The following is a 14006-nucleotide window of genomic DNA, read 5'->3' on the forward strand; positions in this document are numbered from 1 at the left end:
CGGCCGCGATTTTCTCCAGCCAAGTACAACCCTAAAGAGAAAAATATAAATGCAGAGTTAACCTGAATTTTCCTTCAAGATCAGGGCTTTACTACCTCAATCAGCGCTATTTCGGCAAAGGTCGTGTACGTCTTTCGCCGGATACCCATCTCTTCCCCTTCGGAAAGCCAAAAAAGAAGGGCGCGGGATCTCTCCCGCGCCCTGTCGTTCGCCGTCATTCGCTCATCAGCCGTTGCGGCCGATCAACCGTTGCGGCCGATCAACCGTTACGGCCAATCAACCGTTACGGAACGTGTAGCCGTAGCCGTTCAGCGCCGGCGCACCGCCCAGATGCGCGTAGAGCACCTTCGAGCCTTCCGGGAAGTAGCCCTTCTTGACCAGGTCGATCATGCCCTGCATCGACTTGCCCTCGTAGACCGGGTCGGTGATCATGCCCTCGAGGCGCGCACACAGGCGGATCGCCTCCTTGGTCTCCTCGGACGGCACGCCGTAGATCGGATAGGCGTAGTCTTCCACCAGCACCACGTCGTCCTTCTCGATGGGCCGGCCGAGCTCGACCAGCTCCGCCGTGCGCGAGGCGATCTCGTGCACCTGGTCGCGTGTCTGCTCCGGCGTTGCCGAGGCGTCGATGCCGATGACGTTGCGCGCGCGCCCGTCCTTGGCAAAGCCCACCAGCATGCCGGCATGGGTGGAGCCGGTCACCGTGCACACGACGATGTAGTCGAACTTGTAGCCGAGCGCCTCTTCCTGCGCCCGCACTTCCTCGGCAAAGCCGACATAGCCGAGGCCGCCATACTTGTGCACCGAGGCGCCGGCGGGGATCGGATAGGGCTTGCCGCCGGAGGCCTCGACCTCGGAGATGGCATCTTCCCAGCTGCGGCGGATGCCGATGTCGAAGCCCTCGTCCACCAGGCGCACATCAGCGCCCATGATGCGGCTCAGCATGATGTTGCCGACCCGGTCGTAGACCGCGTCCTCGTGCGGCACCCAGCTTTCCTGCACCAGGCGGCACTTGAAGCCGATCTTCGCTGCGACGGCGGCGATCATGCGCGTGTGGTTGGACTGCACGCCGCCGATGGAGACGAGCGTGTCGGCGCCGCTGGCGATGGCGTCCGGCACGATATATTCCAGCTTGCGCAGCTTGTTGCCGCCGAAGGCGAGACCGGAGTTGCAGTCCTCGCGCTTGGCGTGGATCTCGACCTTGCCGCCCAGATGCTGGCTCAGCCGCTCCAGCTTCTCGATGGGGGTGGGACCGAAGGTCAGCGGATAGCGTTCGAATTTCCCAAGCATGCCTGTCCTCGCCGATGGGGCCCTTGCGAGCCTTGTGGAACCGGCGAAAAAGCTAGCAATCGACGAATGAAATGTGCTCTCTAATTTCGGGCACGAAACTCCTGGATCTGATCATGAGAAACATATCTGTCCTGGATTGCTTCCGATAGTGAGATCAAAAATGAAAGATTCTTCCAGAGAGAGCACGCTCGACCGCATCGACCTCAAGATCCTCAAGCTGCTGCAGGAAGACGGCCGGCTGACCAATGCGGAACTGGCGCAGCGCACCAACACCTCGCCCGCCACCTGCCACCGGCGCACCCAGCGGCTTTTCGCGGAAGGTTATGTCAGCGGCGTGCGGGCGATGGTGGCGCCGGACAAGGTCGGGCGCGGCTCGCTGGTGATGGTCGGCGTGGTGCTGGACCGCTCGACGCCGGAGAGCTTCAGCGAGTTCGAGGCGGCGGTGCGCAAGCTCGCCTTCGTCCTCGACTGCCATCTGGTCGCCGGCGACTTCGACTACATGCTGAAGATCCGCGTGCGCGACATGGCCGACTTCAACCGCCTGCACGGCGACAAGCTGATCGCCCTGCCCGGCACCCGCCAGACCCGCACCTTCTTCGTCATGAAGGAAGTGATCGACAACGCCCTGCTGGAGTTCTGAGCCGCAACGGGCGCGCTGTCAGAGCCGGCCGAGCAGCATCAGGATGACCACGATCAGCAGGATCGTGCCGAGCACCCCCACGCCGGCATGGCCGAAGCCGTAGCCGTACCCTCCGAAGCGCCCGCTGAAACCGCCGAGCAGGAAGATGACGAGTATGATGATGAGGATTGTGCTGAGAGGCATGACATTGTCTCCGGTTCAGTTGCCGTCGATGGTCAGGCCGCGCCTGTCGATGCTGATGTCGACGCCGCTCCGGCGCTCCTCCAGGACGAGATAGGTGGCACCGGCGGCGACCACCCCGATCACCAGAAGGAGGCCTCGCCGGGTCATCGGACGCTCGCCCATGAGGTTTCGGAACGGGCGCATCGGCCGCGACCCCTAAGCGTCACGAAGCGTATCCTTGATGCTGCCGAGGGTGTTCTGGATGCTGCCCTCGACCTTGTCGGCCTCCCCTTCCGAGCGCAGCTTGGCATCGCCGAAGGCCTTCCCGGCGACGACCTTGAGCTTGCCCTTGACGACCTTTGCCGAGCCGATCACGCGATCCTTGTCCATGGTCCTGTTCCCTTCGACCGAAAACGCCCCGAACATCGTTCGGGCAACACCCGTCAGCTAGCCGGTTTTCTGTCCTCTGCGCACTGACGCAGGTTAGTGCGCGCCCCCGCGCGCCGCTCGAAAGCCGAGGGCCGGCAGGCACCTGCGCGCTCCGGCCGCCCCGGCGGAGGCGGCCTGCTCATGGCCGCCGGACGGAGTTGCCGCCGGCAATGATCCGGTTGATCAGTTCGGCGACGGCCAGGTGCGCTTCCCGCTCCGCGTCCGGGGCAACGGCATTCTCGTGCGCCGCAGCGGCATCGCGCAAAATGCCGAGGATCTCCGGCTCCGGGAGGAGGTGGTGATCGTTGAGGGCGAGCAGAAGCGCCTCGCAGATCGACAGGGCGGCCATCCCCGAGTAGTCTGGATGATCAGGCATCGGCAGGCTCCTTTCCGGTGGCGAGTGATCGGTCACGACAGAATTTCGCCGCCACACACGACTCTACCCCCCGGCGCGGATCGCCGGACTGATCGAAAGCAGCTGTCGTTCCGGCTTTCCGTCGATCCTCCAAGGGATCACCGAAGTTCATGAACACGAGGTACGCATCCCCGCTCGCCCGAAAGCTCTCGGCCTTCGTCGCCCTTTCGCAGGCCGAGTTCGAGATGCTGGAACGTCTGCACGAGCGTCGCCGGACCTTCGCCGCGGGGCGCGATCTCGTGCACCAGGGGCAGTCCGGTCAAGCGGCCTACATCCTCTCCTCGGGCTGGGTCTGTTCGTACAAGGTCCAGGCGGACGGAACGCGTCAGATCGTCGATTTCCAGATACCGGGGGATTTCCTGGGGCTGCGCAGCGTCCTGCTGCGCACCTCGGATCACAGCTTCGAGCCGATCGTGGAGATCCAGGCCGCCGAAGTGCTGGTGAGCGACCTTCTGGAGGCCTTCGCCCACACGCCGCGCCTGGCAACGGCCATTCTCTGGGCCGTCTCGCGGGACGAGGCGATGGTGGTCGAGCATCTCGTCGGCGTCGGGCGCCGCGATGCGGAGGCCCGGCTGGCGCATTTCCTGCTCGAACTGCATGCGCGGCTGGCCCTGGTCGGGATGGGCAGCAGGGACGGCTACCCCTGTCCGCTCACCCAGTCTCACCTTGCCGATGCCCTGGGCCTGAGCACGGTCCACGTGAACCGCGTCCTGCGCAAGCTGCGCGACGGCGGGCTCGTCACCTTCCGCAACGGTCATGTCACGTTCGACGATTACGGCGCTCTGGTGGACTTCGCGGAGTTCGACCCGGTGTACATGGACCAGAGCGGCCCGCTGCTGAAATAGACAAGGCCGCCCACCGTCGAACGGCGGGCGACCCGGCAATCACGTCAGCTCAGACAGCACGTGTCACGCAAGGGCGCGGGTCGTCGCGTCGAGTTCCTTCATCGCATCGGCGTGGTTGTTCGCCGTTTGCGCGGTCTCGGCAGCCTTGTAGTGCTTGAAAGCCGCATCCTTCTTCGGGCCTGCCGGGGCCTTGTCCCAGGCAGCCTTGACGGAGGTCATCTTCTCGGTGACGTTGTTGCGGTCGGGTGTCATGGAGTGTCCCTTTCTGGACCATCCGGGAAGCTGAAAGCGCCAGGGCAGCGCGGCCCCTTCGAGGAGCCTCGCCGCAAGTGCTTTCGCGTTTTCCGGAAGTGCGTGCCACCGGTCATCCGGCGGGCACGTCCACACTCAATCGCAATATCGGCTCCCGCGCACTGACGCAGGTTAGCCCGGCCCCGTTTTGCGCGCAGCCATCGACCGGACCCGGATGCGCATGGCATCCCACGCCCCGCATGCGCGGGGAAGGGACAGGCCCGTCGTACAAAGGAAAATGGCGACCAAAGGAAAAATGGCGACCCCGGCAGGACTCGAACCTGCGACCATCGGCTTAGAAGGCCGGTGCTCTATCCAACTGAGCTACGGGGCCGTTCCGGCGCGCGCGGCGCGAGGATCGCAGGTCAATGCGTCCAGGGCATGAAGCGATCGTAGCGGAAATTGTCCGAATAGGCGATCTTCGGCACGCGCCGCTCGCGCGGCTGCTCCACCCGATAGGCGATGCCGTTCTTGCGGGCGTAGGCTTCCGCCTCTTCCTGCGTCTCGAAGCGCAGGCGCAGCTGCTGCTTCATGTCGGCGGAGGACGTGTAGCCCATCAGCGGCTCGATCGTGCGCGCCTGCTCCGGCTCGAATTCCAGCACCCAGTCATGGGTCTTGCCGCGCCCCGACTGCGTTGCCGTCTTCGCCGGGGAATAGATGCGTGCGACCATCGTGCAGTGCCCCTCTTGCGGTTGCCTTGCGTCCTGTTGCGACACTCGGATCGACGCACCTGCAGCCTGGCCGCCGCGCGTTCGCTCCGTGTGCCTTATCCCGTCGGTTATTCATTGGTTCGGCGCGCGAAGTCAACTCGGCAAAATGCCTGCCCGCTCGCCTTTTCCCGCCGTCATCGCCGCCGGGCGGCGCGGCACGGGCATCCGTGCTTCAGCCTTGACGCCCCACCGCAAGCCCGATACACCGCAGAAATTCTCCAAGTCGGGGTATAGCGCAGCCTGGTAGCGCATCTGCTTTGGGAGCAGAGGGTCGCAGGTTCGAATCCTGCTGCCCCGACCATTCTTTCCTTTTCGAGATTCGGATTTCCGCAAGCAATCAGCCCCTTGCGGATCTCTCCTCAAGTCCTGCGCGAACTGAAGGAGCAAGGCGTAGCCTGCCGGCCCGGAACGGCGCAGCGACTCGTTACGCCCGGCGGCTCTCGCGCTTCATGCCGTACATGCCGGCCTCGGCATTGCGCAGCACGCTTTCGAACGACATGTCCGTCTCCTGCACGGTGAACACGCCGATCGAGGCGGATGTCGCCAGCAGGCAGCTGTGGTCCCCTTCCGGCGGGTTCCAGTGCATCGGCTGGCGGATGCGGTCGGAAATCTCGCTCATCCGGTCGGAGATATCGGCAGCCTGCGCATCGGCGAAGCCGATCATGAACTCGTCGCCGCCCATCCGCCCGACGATGTCGCCGCCCCGCACCGCGCGCTTCAGGATACGGGCGATGGCGCGGATGACCATGTCGCCGGCCAGATGGCCGAAGCGGTCGTTGACCTGCTTGAAATTGTCGAGATCGAGATAGGCGAAGGTGACGCAGGACAGGCCGACGCCGATCTCCGCGATCATCCGCCCCGCCTGCAGACGGAATTCCACCGGATTGAGCAGCCCGGTCATGCGGTCCGTGACCGAGAGCTGGCGCAGGCGCTGCGCCTCCTCGTGCAGCCGGCGCTGCTGCTGCAGGCTGTCGGCCAGCCGCTCGCGGTGGTCAGCCGCCTCCTGCGACACGGCCAGAAACCGCGCCGCCAGCGACTTGGTCTGGTCGTATTGCAGCATCGCCAGCGCTTCCCCCTTGGCGCCGGGCACGCCGAGCCGCCATCCGGAAAACGTCAGATGGGTGCCGTCCGCTCCCTGCAGGCCGATAAAGGCCGGCGTGGTCGAGCGGAACGCGCGCCCCACCCGCTCCATCACCTCGTCGCGGGGAAGGTCTGTGAGGGCCGAGATACCGTCCGCCTCCAGCCGCTCGAACTGGCGCAGCGCCTGCCGATTGGCCAGCCGCACCCGGCCGCTTTCGTCGAGCACCAGCGTTGCGCGCGGCATGTTGTCCAGCGCGACGCGAATGCCCTCCATCAGCAGGGCGCTGTCAGGCAAAGAATTCATGACCGTCATTGCCGCCCTCCCCTGGTCTCAAGGCCACCCGCACCCGGCAGCTCCCGTGCCCGGTGGCGATCGATTCCTCGACGCGGACCCGCGCATACCCCTTGGCCTGCGACACGATCCGCCCGAACACGGTCGCGGTCATCATGCAGAGCGACGGCCGGCCGACCACCTTCTCGGCGAAGGGGCAGTCGCCGTTCACCAGCACGATCTCGTCTTCGCTGAGGCTGGAAATCTCGAAACTGGCGCCGATCCGCGTCTTCAGGTCGACAAGGACCGCCGCGACCGCCTCCAACTCGCTCGCCTGGCTGCCGAGCGCGGCCCGGTATTGCCGGGCCAGGTCGTCGCCGATCCGCGTTCCCACCACGCTGACGAAGGCGGAGGCATCCTCGCGGCCGATCACCTCTTCCATGGTGCCGGCCAGCGCGCCGATGACATTGCGGAAAAAGCCGGCCTGATCCAGGTCGACTTCGCAGTTCCCGACAGTGGCCGACACACAGCTCCCAGCCATTCCCCTGCCCCTCGACGCCGCGCCCGTTGCGCACTGGCACGAGCGCCCGCGCGGCGGGGTCATGCCGAAACGAATCATATGTTGATTCGATCAAGGTGATTCGCACCATAAGCGCAAAAAACGAGGAATGCGGCCCCCCGGCCGGGCCGGATTGGCGGAAATCACGCTGCAATAACGGGCAGATGACGCAAGCGCGCCGGACTTGACAGGTCGATTGGCCCCGTCAGGGCGCCGCGGCGCGGATCGTCGGGCTGTCGACGCGGTCGCCCGGCGCGATGCCGAGCGCCGCGCTGGTTCCCGCCGGCACTTCCAGCACGAAGCGCACCACCGCGTTGGACGGCACCAGCGCCTCGGACAGCGGCTCGGTGTTCTCGGCGATGCTGGCGATGCGCCCGTTGCGGGCGATGAAGATCATGTCCAGCGGGATCAGCGTGTTCTTCATCCAGAACACCACCTCCCGGTCGGCGTGATAGTCGAACAGCATGCCGGCGTCAGCGGCCAGGTTCTCGTAGAACATCAGCCCGCGCGCCCGCGAGTCCGCCGTATCGGCGATCTCCACCGTGAAATCGTGGACCTTGCCCGCAGCCGTGGTGATGCTCAGCGCCTCGCTCCTGAGCCCGGTCTGCGGCGCGCCGCGCTCCTGCGCTGCCGCCGGAAAGGCCAGCAGCAGGACCGCCGCCAGCGACAGGCACAGCACGGAAAAGACCGCAAGCGCGTAGAGGGAGCCGGAGCGGGAGGAAGACCGGGAAGGACCTGGGGAGAGCATCATGGAGGGCATCGGTCGGTCCTGCGCGAGCGACGGGTCGGAAAGGCGGTGTCAGGCTAGGTCGTGACGCTTTCGGCCGGGACAGTCTCAAGTCGGGGCGGCGTCGCCCCGCGGGCCAGCCGGAGAACGGGATCCCGCCGAAGCAACACATCCTGCCGGCAAACGTGTCGGGAGAATGTCCGTCCTGTCCGTTGGGTGGAAGGTCCGCTCGGAATGCCTGTTAGTGGGACGACGGAATGTGGACGCCTTCGCCGTCGGGCCGGATCTCGGCCGCCATGCGCCCTTTCGGGCCCTGGCCGAAGCGCACCATCACGGTCTGGCCGGGGCGCAGCTCGGTGATGCCGAAGCGGCGCAGCGTCTCCATATGGACGAAGATGTCTTCCGTGCCCTCGCCCTGGGTCAGGAAGCCGAAGCCCTTGACCCGGTTGAACCACTTGACGACCGCCGGCTCGTAGCCGCCTTCCGGCGTCACCTGCACATGGGTGCGCGAAGGCGGCAGCTGGGACGGGTGAACGGCGGTGGATTCGTCCATCGACAACACGCGGAAGGCCTGCAGCCCCCTTGCGCCCGGCGTCACCTCGCAGACGATGCGCGCGCCCTCATAGGCGGTGCGGAAACCGTCGCGCCTCAGGCAGGTCACATGCAGGAGAATGTCGGGCTGCCCGTCGTCGGGCACGATGAACCCGTAGCCCTTGGCCACGTCGAACCATTTGATCGCTCCCGCGACGACCGTCAGGTCGACCCCGGAATCCTCCGATCCCGCGTCGCGCGAGGCCACAACCGGCTTTGCCCCCAAGTCCTTCATAGTCCCGCCTCTGATACGCCGTAAGCTGGATCCGTGAGTGCACAACCGGAAAACCACCGATTCCGCAGGGCCAAGGATAGCATCCCGCGTCCCCGGAACCAGTGCATTTTGCGAAAAAGTGCCATGGTTACCCTTGAGCAACAGTTTCCCCGGCTCACCGCGATTCGCAAGCCCGGACGAAAGGTGCTTGCAAAAGGCGTTTGCGAAAGATTGCAGACTTCCGTTGAAGTCGCCGCGCCAGGCCATATTCTCTTGCGCGGAACCCGGCGCCGCGCGCGTCGTTTCTTTCTTTTCGCGGGCACGTTCCGGCCGCTGCGCCACGCTGGGGCCGGCCGCCGCGAAGCACCGCACAGCACGAAGGGGTATTCATGCGCTACCTGCACACCATGGTCCGCATCCGCGACATCGACGCATCGCTCGATTTCTACTGCAACAAGATGGGCATGCAGGAGGTGCGCCGCATCGAGAGCGAGGCCGGCCGCTTCACGCTGATCTTCCTCGCCGCCTCCGAGGACGTGGAGGCCGTGAAGAACGGCCAGGCGCCGGCGCTGGAGCTCACCTACAACTGGGACCCGGAGGACTATCAGGGCGGCCGCAATTTCGGCCATCTCGCCTATGAGGTCGACGACATCTACGAGACCTGCGCCAGGCTGCAGGCCGCCGGCGTCACCATCAACCGCCCGCCGCGCGACGGCCGCATGGCCTTCGTCCGCTCGCCCGACAACATCTCCATCGAGCTGCTGCAAAAGGGCGGCGCGCAGGAGCCGCAGGAGCCCTGGGCCTCCATGGGCAACACCGGCAGCTGGTAAGCCCCGCCTTCCGGGAGGGGCGCAACGCGCCTCTCCCTTTCCTCGCAAGCCCCCTTCACGAGCCTGTGGACGATGCGTCACCTACCCCCTTGCCCGGCGCGAGAAAGCTGCTTATAACCCGCGCACATCGACGGACCGGGCGCCCATCGTCTAGCGGTCTAGGACGCCGCCCTTTCACGGCGGAAACACGGGTTCGAGTCCCGTTGGGCGTACCACTCCGTCGTTGAACCCTCCCAAACATCGTTGCTGTACGTGATCGCCGCCTGCGGCGACACTGCGCCCCGGCAAGCCGGCGGCATCACGCCGTCACGCGCCCGCAACACCGCGCGGCTATACGGCGCCGTTCGCGACCACGAGGCAGGAGAGGACGACGTGACGAGGAGTTCCCCCGCCCCGCAGCCGGCCGGCCCCCGCCCCGCGCAACACGCGCGCGGCAGCGCCAGCGAAGTCTTCCGCGCCTTCCTCAAGCTCGGCCTCACCTCCTTCGGCGGCCCGATCGCCCATCTCGGCTATTTCCGCGAGGAGCTGGTGCTGCGCCGCAAGTGGCTGGACGAGGCCGCCTATGCCGATCTCGTCGCCCTGTGCCAGTTCCTGCCCGGTCCCGCCTCCAGCCAGGTCGGCTTCGCGCTCGGGCTGAGGCGCGCCGGCCCGCTCGGCGCGCTTGCCGCCTGGACCGCCTTCACCCTTCCCTCGGCGCTGCTGCTCGTCGCCTTCGCGCTCGGTGCGCCGCTGTTTTCCGGCCCCCTCGGCCAGGGCCTCGTTGCCGGGCTGAAGCTTGTGGCCGTCGCCATCGTCGCCCATGCGGTGCTCGGCATGGCCCGCGCCCTGTGCCCCGACCGGGAGCGCGCGACGCTGGCGCTTGCCGCCGCCGCGCTGGTGCTGCTGGTCGGCGGCCCGATGGCCCAGGTCGGCGCCATCGCCCTTGCCGCCCTCATCGGCCTCATTCTCAAGCTTCCCGGCGCCAGCCCCGCCCCCGGCCATCCGCAGGCCGCCCTCTCCCGCGCGCCCGTGTCCCGCCGCATCGGCTTTGCCTGCCTTGCGCTCTTCGTGCTGCTGCTGGTCGGCCTGCCGCTCGCCCAGCATCTGGCGCCCTCGCAGGCGCTGGCCGTGGTCGATGCCTTCTACCGCGCCGGCGCGCTGGTCTTCGGCGGCGGCCATGTGGTGCTGCCGCTGCTGGAGGCCGAGGTCGTGCGCGGCGGCTGGGTGAGCGCCGAGAGCTTCCTTGCCGGCTATGGCGCGGCACAGGCCGTGCCCGGCCCGCTCTTCACCTTCGCCGCCTATCTCGGCACGGTGATCGCCCTGCCGCCGAACGGCATCGCCGGGGCGGGGCTGGCGCTGGTCGCCGTCTTCCTGCCCGGTCTGCTGCTGCTCGTCGGCGTGCTGCCGTTCTGGGAGGCGTTCCGCGCCCGCACGGGCGCGCGCGCCGCGATGGCCGGGGCCAATGCCGCCGTCGTCGGCATTCTGGGCGCGGCGCTCTACGACCCGGTCTTCACCAGCGCGGTCACAACGCCGGCACAGTTCACCCTGGCGCTTGCCTGTTTCGTGCTGCTGACCGCGTGGAAGGCGCCGCCCTTTGTCGCGGTGCTGGTCGCCGGGCTCGGCGGCATGGCAATCGCGGCCGCGTGATGGTCGAGGCCTCATGATGGTAGAGATCGGGGTCTATGGCGGGCTGTTTCTTTCGGCCCTCGGCGCGGCGACGCTGCTGCCGATGCAGTCGGAGGCGGTGCTGGCCGGCCTGCTGCTCAGCGGCCGGCCGGTCTTGCTGCTGATCGCCGTCGCCAGTCTCGGCAACACGCTCGGCGGGCTCGTCAACTGGGCGCTGGGGCGGGGCATCGAGCGCTTCCGCCACCGCCGCTGGTTCCCGGTCGGCGAGGCGGCGCTTACCCGCGCGCAAGGCTGGTACGCCCGCTGGGGCAAGTGGTCGCTGCTTCTGTCCTGGATGCCGATCATCGGCGATCCGCTGACGCTTGCCGCCGGCGTGATGCGCGAGCGATTCGCGACCGTGCTGGTGCTGGTCGCCATCGCCAAGACCGGCCGCTATGCGGTGTTGGCCGCCGTCACGCTCGGCTTTTTCGGCTGAGCCGCTTCAGGCAAGAGCCACCACGGAGGAAATCGTCCTGGACGCATCGGTAATCGCCGGCACCAGCTCGCGCAGCACCCGCTCCTCGCTCCATTCGGGGATGTAGACCGGCATGCTGATCGCCGCGACCGCCTGGCGGTTGGCGCCGATCACCGGCGCGGCGATGACGATCTCCTGCAGCATGATCTGCTGGTTGGTGATGACATAGCCGTCGCGCTGCGCCTGGGCGACGCGCGCCCGTACCACTTGCGGATCCTGGCAGGTGAAGGGCGTCACCGGCTCCGGCAGGCCCGGCTCCATCATCCGCTCCAGCACCTCTGGCGGCGAGAAGGCCGCGATCACCTGCCCCACCGCCGTCACCGCCGCCGGCTGGCGCACGCCGATCAGCGTCGTGTCGTAGGCAAGGCTGGTGTGTGGGATCCGCGCCTTGTAGACGACCTCGTGCCCGTCCAGCACGCCGAGATTGACGGTGGTGCGCAGCGTCCGGCTGACCTCGATCATCCGCGGCAGCGCGCGCTCCAGCAGCCGGTCGTGGATCAGGAACGCATAGGCGAGGTCGAGCATCCTCAGGCCCGGGCGATAGCGGCGGGTCTTGTCGTCGCGGTCGAGATAGCCGAGCGCGTGCAGCGTGTAGGTCAGCCGCTGCGCCGCGCTCTTCTCCAGCCCGGCGGCCTCGGCGATCTCGGTCAGGCTCAGCGCCACATGGTGGTCGCGAAACAGCGCCAGCACCCGCATGCCCCGCTCCAGCGTGCTTGCCAGCACCGGCGGCCTGGTCTGTTCGGTCATCTTGCAACCATCTCCCGCAGGCGCTCCTTGTCGCTTTCCCGCAATCCGGGCGCGGGAAAAATCCACCGCCCGTTTCGCCGGCAAAAACCGGAGCACCATGAATGCCTTGGTCTGTCCCGCGCGCCCGTAACCCTGGGTCGGGACGACATTTCCCTAAGCCGCACGACAGGGCGCCGCTTGACAAGCAATAAGTTGTCACATTTAAATATCAATGTCGATAATCACTATTCGATAGCGACTACAAAATATCGATCACAAAAAGTGTCGATCAAAGGGCGATCCAGCGCCCAGGAGGTCCCCATGTCCCTTAGTATGTCCCTGAAGTCTCTCAAGCTCGGCACCGCGCTCGCCGCTGCCCTGGTGCTGTCGGCACCGTTCGGCACCGCGCTTGCAGGTCCGGACGACAACAGCCTGATCTGGTCCGCCCAGAAGGAGCTGACCGCCGCCGACACCTATTTCGACACCTCCCGCGAGGCGGTCGTCGTCGCCCAGCACGTCTATGACGGTCTCGTCTTCTGGGATCAGGACGCGCAGGAGTTCAAACCGCTGCTGGCGACCGAATGGCGCCAGATCGACCCGCTGACGCTGGAATTCGACCTGCGCGAGGGCGTCACCTTCCACGACGGCAGCAGCTTCGGCCCGAAGGATGTGGTCTACACGCTGAACTTCGTCATCGACGAGAAGAACGGCGTTCTCAACTACGGCGACATCAAGTGGATCAAGTCGGCCGAGGCCGTCGGCGAGCGCACCGTGCGCATCCAGCTGAACGAGCCCTTCCCGGCCGCCCTCTCCTACCTGGCGCTGGTCCTGCCGATCGTGCCGGACGGCCATTTCGACAAGGCCGAGACCGGCAGCGACGGCACCAAGCGCTTCGCCGCCGTGCCCCCGGTCGGCACCGGTCCCTACAAGGTGACGAGCTTCGGCAATGGCGACACGGTCGTCATGGAGGCGAACGAGGCCTATTTCGACGGTCCCAAGGGCAAGCCGCAGATCGCCAAGCTGACCTACCGCACCATCACCGACGCGGCGACACAGATCGCCGAGCTGATGACCGGCGGCATCGACTGGGTCTGGGGCATCAGCAACGACCAGGCCGAGAACCTTGCCCAGGCGCCGCACCTGACCTCGGTCAACGCGCCGACCATGCGCATCAGCTACCTGACCTTCGACCTGAAGGGCACCAGCGGCACCGATGTCTTCACGAACGTCAAGGTCCGCCAGGCCGTCGGCCATGCGATCGACCGCGCCCGCATCGCCAAGTACCTGATGGGCGAGAACAGCCAGGTGGTGAACGCCGCCTGCCATCCGAGCCAGTTCGGCTGCACCGACGACGTCGCGGCCTATGACTACGACCCGGAAAAGGCCAAGGCCCTGCTCGCGGAGGCCGGCAAGGCGGACGGCTTCTCCTTCGACCTCTACGGCTATCGCGACCGCGAAGTCACCGAGGCGATCATGGGCGATCTCGCCAAGGTCGGCATCAAGGCCAACCTGCGCTGGCTGCAGTATTCCGCCGCCCGCGACATGATCCGCGAAGGCAAGGCGCCGGTCGCCAACATGACCTGGGGTTCGTCCTCGATCCCGGACGTGTCGGCCATCACCAGCTACTTCTTCGGCGGCGGCCCGGACGATCCGGCCAAGGACCCGGCCCTGCAGGAGGCCATCCGCCGCGCCGACCTGTCCAGCGACCGCGACGTGCGCCTCGCCAGCTATGCCGAGGCCCTGCAGCTGATCGCCGACGAGGCCTACTGGCTGCCGCTGTTCAGCTACACCAAGAACTACAGCTACAACGCTCAGCTCGACTTCACCCCGTCGGCTGACGAATTGCCCCGCTTCTACGCGACCAGCTGGAAGTAACGGCAAGGACCGGTGCCGCGCCCGGATGCGGCACCGGTTCGCTTCGCTTTTCTGTCTGCCAGAGTATCCTGACCCGTATCCTGACCGCCAGCCCGGCGCGCCCTTGCGCGTTGCCGGAACGGTCTTCGCTTGGCGCATGATACCTGCGCGGCAACGGCGCTGCCTGCGGTTCGCCGCAGCCGCCGCCCCTACCGGCCCCAATCGAAGGCCTCTCGTCGAAGGTCCAGACCAG

The 14006-nt window shown here is 66.7% G+C and carries 18 protein-coding genes and 3 tRNA genes; 8 read left to right on the forward strand and 13 right to left on the reverse strand.

Translation table 11 applies throughout. The annotated features are described in order from the left end of the window. Positions 1 to 276: 276 nt before the first annotated feature. The gene (locus GH266_RS02650) at positions 277 to 1290 is read right to left on the reverse strand and encodes a 1-aminocyclopropane-1-carboxylate deaminase (protein ID WP_158192515.1); all 1014 of its coding nucleotides are present in this window, start codon (positions 1288 to 1290) and stop codon (positions 277 to 279) included. A gap of 160 nt (positions 1291 to 1450) precedes the next feature. Here GH266_RS02650 and GH266_RS02655 point away from each other — a divergent pair, with 160 nt between their 5' ends. Continuing rightward, the gene (locus GH266_RS02655; RefSeq protein ID WP_158192516.1) at positions 1451 to 1930 is read left to right on the forward strand and encodes an Lrp/AsnC family transcriptional regulator; all 480 of its coding nucleotides are present in this window, start codon (positions 1451 to 1453) and stop codon (positions 1928 to 1930) included. An 18-nt stretch (positions 1931 to 1948) separates the two neighbouring features. Here GH266_RS02655 and GH266_RS02660 read toward each other — a convergent pair whose 3' ends face one another. From GH266_RS02660 to GH266_RS02675, 4 genes are all read right to left on the reverse strand, one after another. Then, a complete protein-coding gene (locus GH266_RS02660) occupies positions 1949 to 2113 on the reverse strand; it encodes a DUF3309 family protein (protein WP_158192517.1) in 165 nt (54 codons plus the stop codon). 15 nt (positions 2114 to 2128) lie between these two features. Further along, entirely contained in the window at positions 2129 to 2296 is a 168-nt protein-coding gene (locus GH266_RS02665; RefSeq protein ID WP_158192518.1) for a hypothetical protein, read from the reverse strand. A 12-nt stretch (positions 2297 to 2308) separates the two neighbouring features. After that, positions 2309 to 2482 (reverse strand): CsbD family protein, encoded by a 174-nt coding sequence (locus tag GH266_RS02670; protein WP_120268339.1) that lies wholly within the window; start codon positions 2480 to 2482, stop codon positions 2309 to 2311. A 178-nt stretch (positions 2483 to 2660) separates the two neighbouring features. Further along, complete coding sequence (locus GH266_RS02675) at positions 2661 to 2897, reverse strand: hypothetical protein (RefSeq protein ID WP_158192519.1); 237 nt, start codon at positions 2895 to 2897, stop codon at positions 2661 to 2663. A 149-nt stretch (positions 2898 to 3046) separates the two neighbouring features. Here GH266_RS02675 and GH266_RS02680 point away from each other — a divergent pair, with 149 nt between their 5' ends. Then, positions 3047 to 3781 (forward strand): Crp/Fnr family transcriptional regulator, encoded by a 735-nt coding sequence (locus tag GH266_RS02680; RefSeq protein WP_158192520.1) that lies wholly within the window; start codon positions 3047 to 3049, stop codon positions 3779 to 3781. Between the two features lie 63 nt (positions 3782 to 3844). On the opposite strand, the gene GH266_RS02685 is transcribed toward GH266_RS02680, so the two are convergent. The 3 genes from GH266_RS02685 to GH266_RS02695 form a co-directional block, all read right to left on the reverse strand. Next, on the reverse strand, positions 3845 to 4033 hold the full coding sequence (locus GH266_RS02685) for a hypothetical protein (protein WP_158192521.1): 189 nt from the start codon (positions 4031 to 4033) through the stop codon (positions 3845 to 3847). 296 nt (positions 4034 to 4329) lie between these two features. After that, positions 4330 to 4406: transfer RNA gene (locus GH266_RS02690), tRNA-Arg, on the reverse strand. A 31-nt stretch (positions 4407 to 4437) separates the two neighbouring features. After that, on the reverse strand, positions 4438 to 4743 hold the full coding sequence (locus GH266_RS02695) for an ETC complex I subunit (RefSeq protein WP_158192522.1): 306 nt from the start codon (positions 4741 to 4743) through the stop codon (positions 4438 to 4440). 263 nt (positions 4744 to 5006) lie between these two features. Between GH266_RS02695 and GH266_RS02700 the strand changes: the two genes are divergently transcribed. Beyond that, positions 5007 to 5083: transfer RNA gene (locus GH266_RS02700), tRNA-Pro, on the forward strand. 123 nt (positions 5084 to 5206) lie between these two features. On the opposite strand, the gene GH266_RS02705 is transcribed toward GH266_RS02700, so the two are convergent. From GH266_RS02705 to GH266_RS02720, 4 genes are all read right to left on the reverse strand, one after another. Continuing rightward, the gene (locus tag GH266_RS02705) at positions 5207 to 6166 is read right to left on the reverse strand and encodes a GGDEF domain-containing protein (RefSeq protein ID WP_158192523.1); all 960 of its coding nucleotides are present in this window, start codon (positions 6164 to 6166) and stop codon (positions 5207 to 5209) included. Then, complete coding sequence (locus GH266_RS02710; protein ID WP_158192524.1) at positions 6150 to 6674, reverse strand: methanogen output domain 1-containing protein; 525 nt, start codon at positions 6672 to 6674, stop codon at positions 6150 to 6152. The genes GH266_RS02705 and GH266_RS02710 overlap by 17 nt, the downstream gene beginning before the upstream one ends. 223 nt (positions 6675 to 6897) lie before the next feature. Continuing rightward, positions 6898 to 7452 (reverse strand): DUF192 domain-containing protein, encoded by a 555-nt coding sequence (locus GH266_RS02715; RefSeq protein WP_244953764.1) that lies wholly within the window; start codon positions 7450 to 7452, stop codon positions 6898 to 6900. A gap of 208 nt (positions 7453 to 7660) precedes the next feature. Then, positions 7661 to 8245: a cold-shock protein gene (locus GH266_RS02720; protein WP_158192525.1), complete on the reverse strand. Its 585-nt coding sequence runs from the start codon at positions 8243 to 8245 to the stop codon at positions 7661 to 7663. Between the two features lie 368 nt (positions 8246 to 8613). Between GH266_RS02720 and gloA the strand changes: the two genes are divergently transcribed. The 4 genes from gloA (at position 8614) to GH266_RS02740 (ending at position 11134) form a co-directional block, all read left to right on the forward strand. After that, positions 8614 to 9054: a lactoylglutathione lyase gene (gene gloA, locus GH266_RS02725; RefSeq protein ID WP_158192526.1), complete on the forward strand. Its 441-nt coding sequence runs from the start codon at positions 8614 to 8616 to the stop codon at positions 9052 to 9054. A gap of 139 nt (positions 9055 to 9193) precedes the next feature. Next, positions 9194 to 9269, forward strand: a tRNA-Glu gene (locus tag GH266_RS02730). A 157-nt stretch (positions 9270 to 9426) separates the two neighbouring features. After that, on the forward strand, positions 9427 to 10680 hold the full coding sequence (gene chrA, locus GH266_RS02735) for a chromate efflux transporter (protein WP_158192527.1): 1254 nt from the start codon (positions 9427 to 9429) through the stop codon (positions 10678 to 10680). Positions 10681 to 10696: 16 nt separating this feature from the next. Then, positions 10697 to 11134 (forward strand): YqaA family protein, encoded by a 438-nt coding sequence (locus GH266_RS02740; protein WP_158192528.1) that lies wholly within the window; start codon positions 10697 to 10699, stop codon positions 11132 to 11134. 6 nt (positions 11135 to 11140) lie between these two features. On the opposite strand, the gene GH266_RS02745 is transcribed toward GH266_RS02740, so the two are convergent. Continuing rightward, positions 11141 to 11920, reverse strand: coding sequence for an IclR family transcriptional regulator (locus tag GH266_RS02745; protein WP_158192529.1), 780 nt, complete (start codon positions 11918 to 11920; stop codon positions 11141 to 11143). Between the two features lie 300 nt (positions 11921 to 12220). On the opposite strand from GH266_RS02745, the gene GH266_RS02750 reads away from it, so the two are divergent. Next, the gene (locus GH266_RS02750; protein WP_199270429.1) at positions 12221 to 13774 is read left to right on the forward strand and encodes an ABC transporter substrate-binding protein; all 1554 of its coding nucleotides are present in this window, start codon (positions 12221 to 12223) and stop codon (positions 13772 to 13774) included. Positions 13775 to 14006: the final 232 nt, after the last annotated feature.

The organism is Stappia indica, assembly GCF_009789575.1.
In the GTDB taxonomy this organism is placed as follows: Bacteria; Pseudomonadota; Alphaproteobacteria; order Rhizobiales; family Stappiaceae; genus Stappia; species Stappia indica_A.

What these genes read in the sequence shown, in the direction of transcription:
- GH266_RS02650 (WP_158192515.1), bottom strand. Translation starts at nt 1,290, where the DNA reads ATGCTTGGGAAATTCGAACGCTATCCGCTGACCTTCGGTCCCACCCCC.
- GH266_RS02655 (WP_158192516.1), top strand. Translation starts at nt 1,451, where the DNA reads ATGAAAGATTCTTCCAGAGAGAGCACGCTCGACCGCATCGACCTCAAG.
- GH266_RS02660 (WP_158192517.1), bottom strand. Translation starts at nt 2,113, where the DNA reads ATGCCTCTCAGCACAATCCTCATCATCATACTCGTCATCTTCCTGCTC.
- GH266_RS02665 (WP_158192518.1), bottom strand. Translation starts at nt 2,296, where the DNA reads ATGCGCCCGTTCCGAAACCTCATGGGCGAGCGTCCGATGACCCGGCGA.
- GH266_RS02670 (WP_120268339.1), bottom strand. Translation starts at nt 2,482, where the DNA reads ATGGACAAGGATCGCGTGATCGGCTCGGCAAAGGTCGTCAAGGGCAAG.
- GH266_RS02675 (WP_158192519.1), bottom strand. Translation starts at nt 2,897, where the DNA reads ATGCCTGATCATCCAGACTACTCGGGGATGGCCGCCCTGTCGATCTGC.
- GH266_RS02680 (WP_158192520.1), top strand. Translation starts at nt 3,047, where the DNA reads ATGAACACGAGGTACGCATCCCCGCTCGCCCGAAAGCTCTCGGCCTTC.
- GH266_RS02685 (WP_158192521.1), bottom strand. Translation starts at nt 4,033, where the DNA reads ATGACACCCGACCGCAACAACGTCACCGAGAAGATGACCTCCGTCAAG.
- GH266_RS02695 (WP_158192522.1), bottom strand. Translation starts at nt 4,743, where the DNA reads ATGGTCGCACGCATCTATTCCCCGGCGAAGACGGCAACGCAGTCGGGG.
- GH266_RS02705 (WP_158192523.1), bottom strand. Translation starts at nt 6,166, where the DNA reads ATGAATTCTTTGCCTGACAGCGCCCTGCTGATGGAGGGCATTCGCGTC.
- GH266_RS02710 (WP_158192524.1), bottom strand. Translation starts at nt 6,674, where the DNA reads ATGGCTGGGAGCTGTGTGTCGGCCACTGTCGGGAACTGCGAAGTCGAC.
- GH266_RS02715 (WP_244953764.1), bottom strand. Translation starts at nt 7,452, where the DNA reads ATGCCCTCCATGATGCTCTCCCCAGGTCCTTCCCGGTCTTCCTCCCGC.
- GH266_RS02720 (WP_158192525.1), bottom strand. Translation starts at nt 8,245, where the DNA reads ATGAAGGACTTGGGGGCAAAGCCGGTTGTGGCCTCGCGCGACGCGGGA.
- gloA (WP_158192526.1), top strand. Translation starts at nt 8,614, where the DNA reads ATGCGCTACCTGCACACCATGGTCCGCATCCGCGACATCGACGCATCG.
- GH266_RS02740 (WP_158192528.1), top strand. Translation starts at nt 10,697, where the DNA reads ATGGTAGAGATCGGGGTCTATGGCGGGCTGTTTCTTTCGGCCCTCGGC.
- GH266_RS02745 (WP_158192529.1), bottom strand. Translation starts at nt 11,920, where the DNA reads ATGACCGAACAGACCAGGCCGCCGGTGCTGGCAAGCACGCTGGAGCGG.
- GH266_RS02750 (WP_199270429.1), top strand. Translation starts at nt 12,221, where the DNA reads ATGTCCCTTAGTATGTCCCTGAAGTCTCTCAAGCTCGGCACCGCGCTC.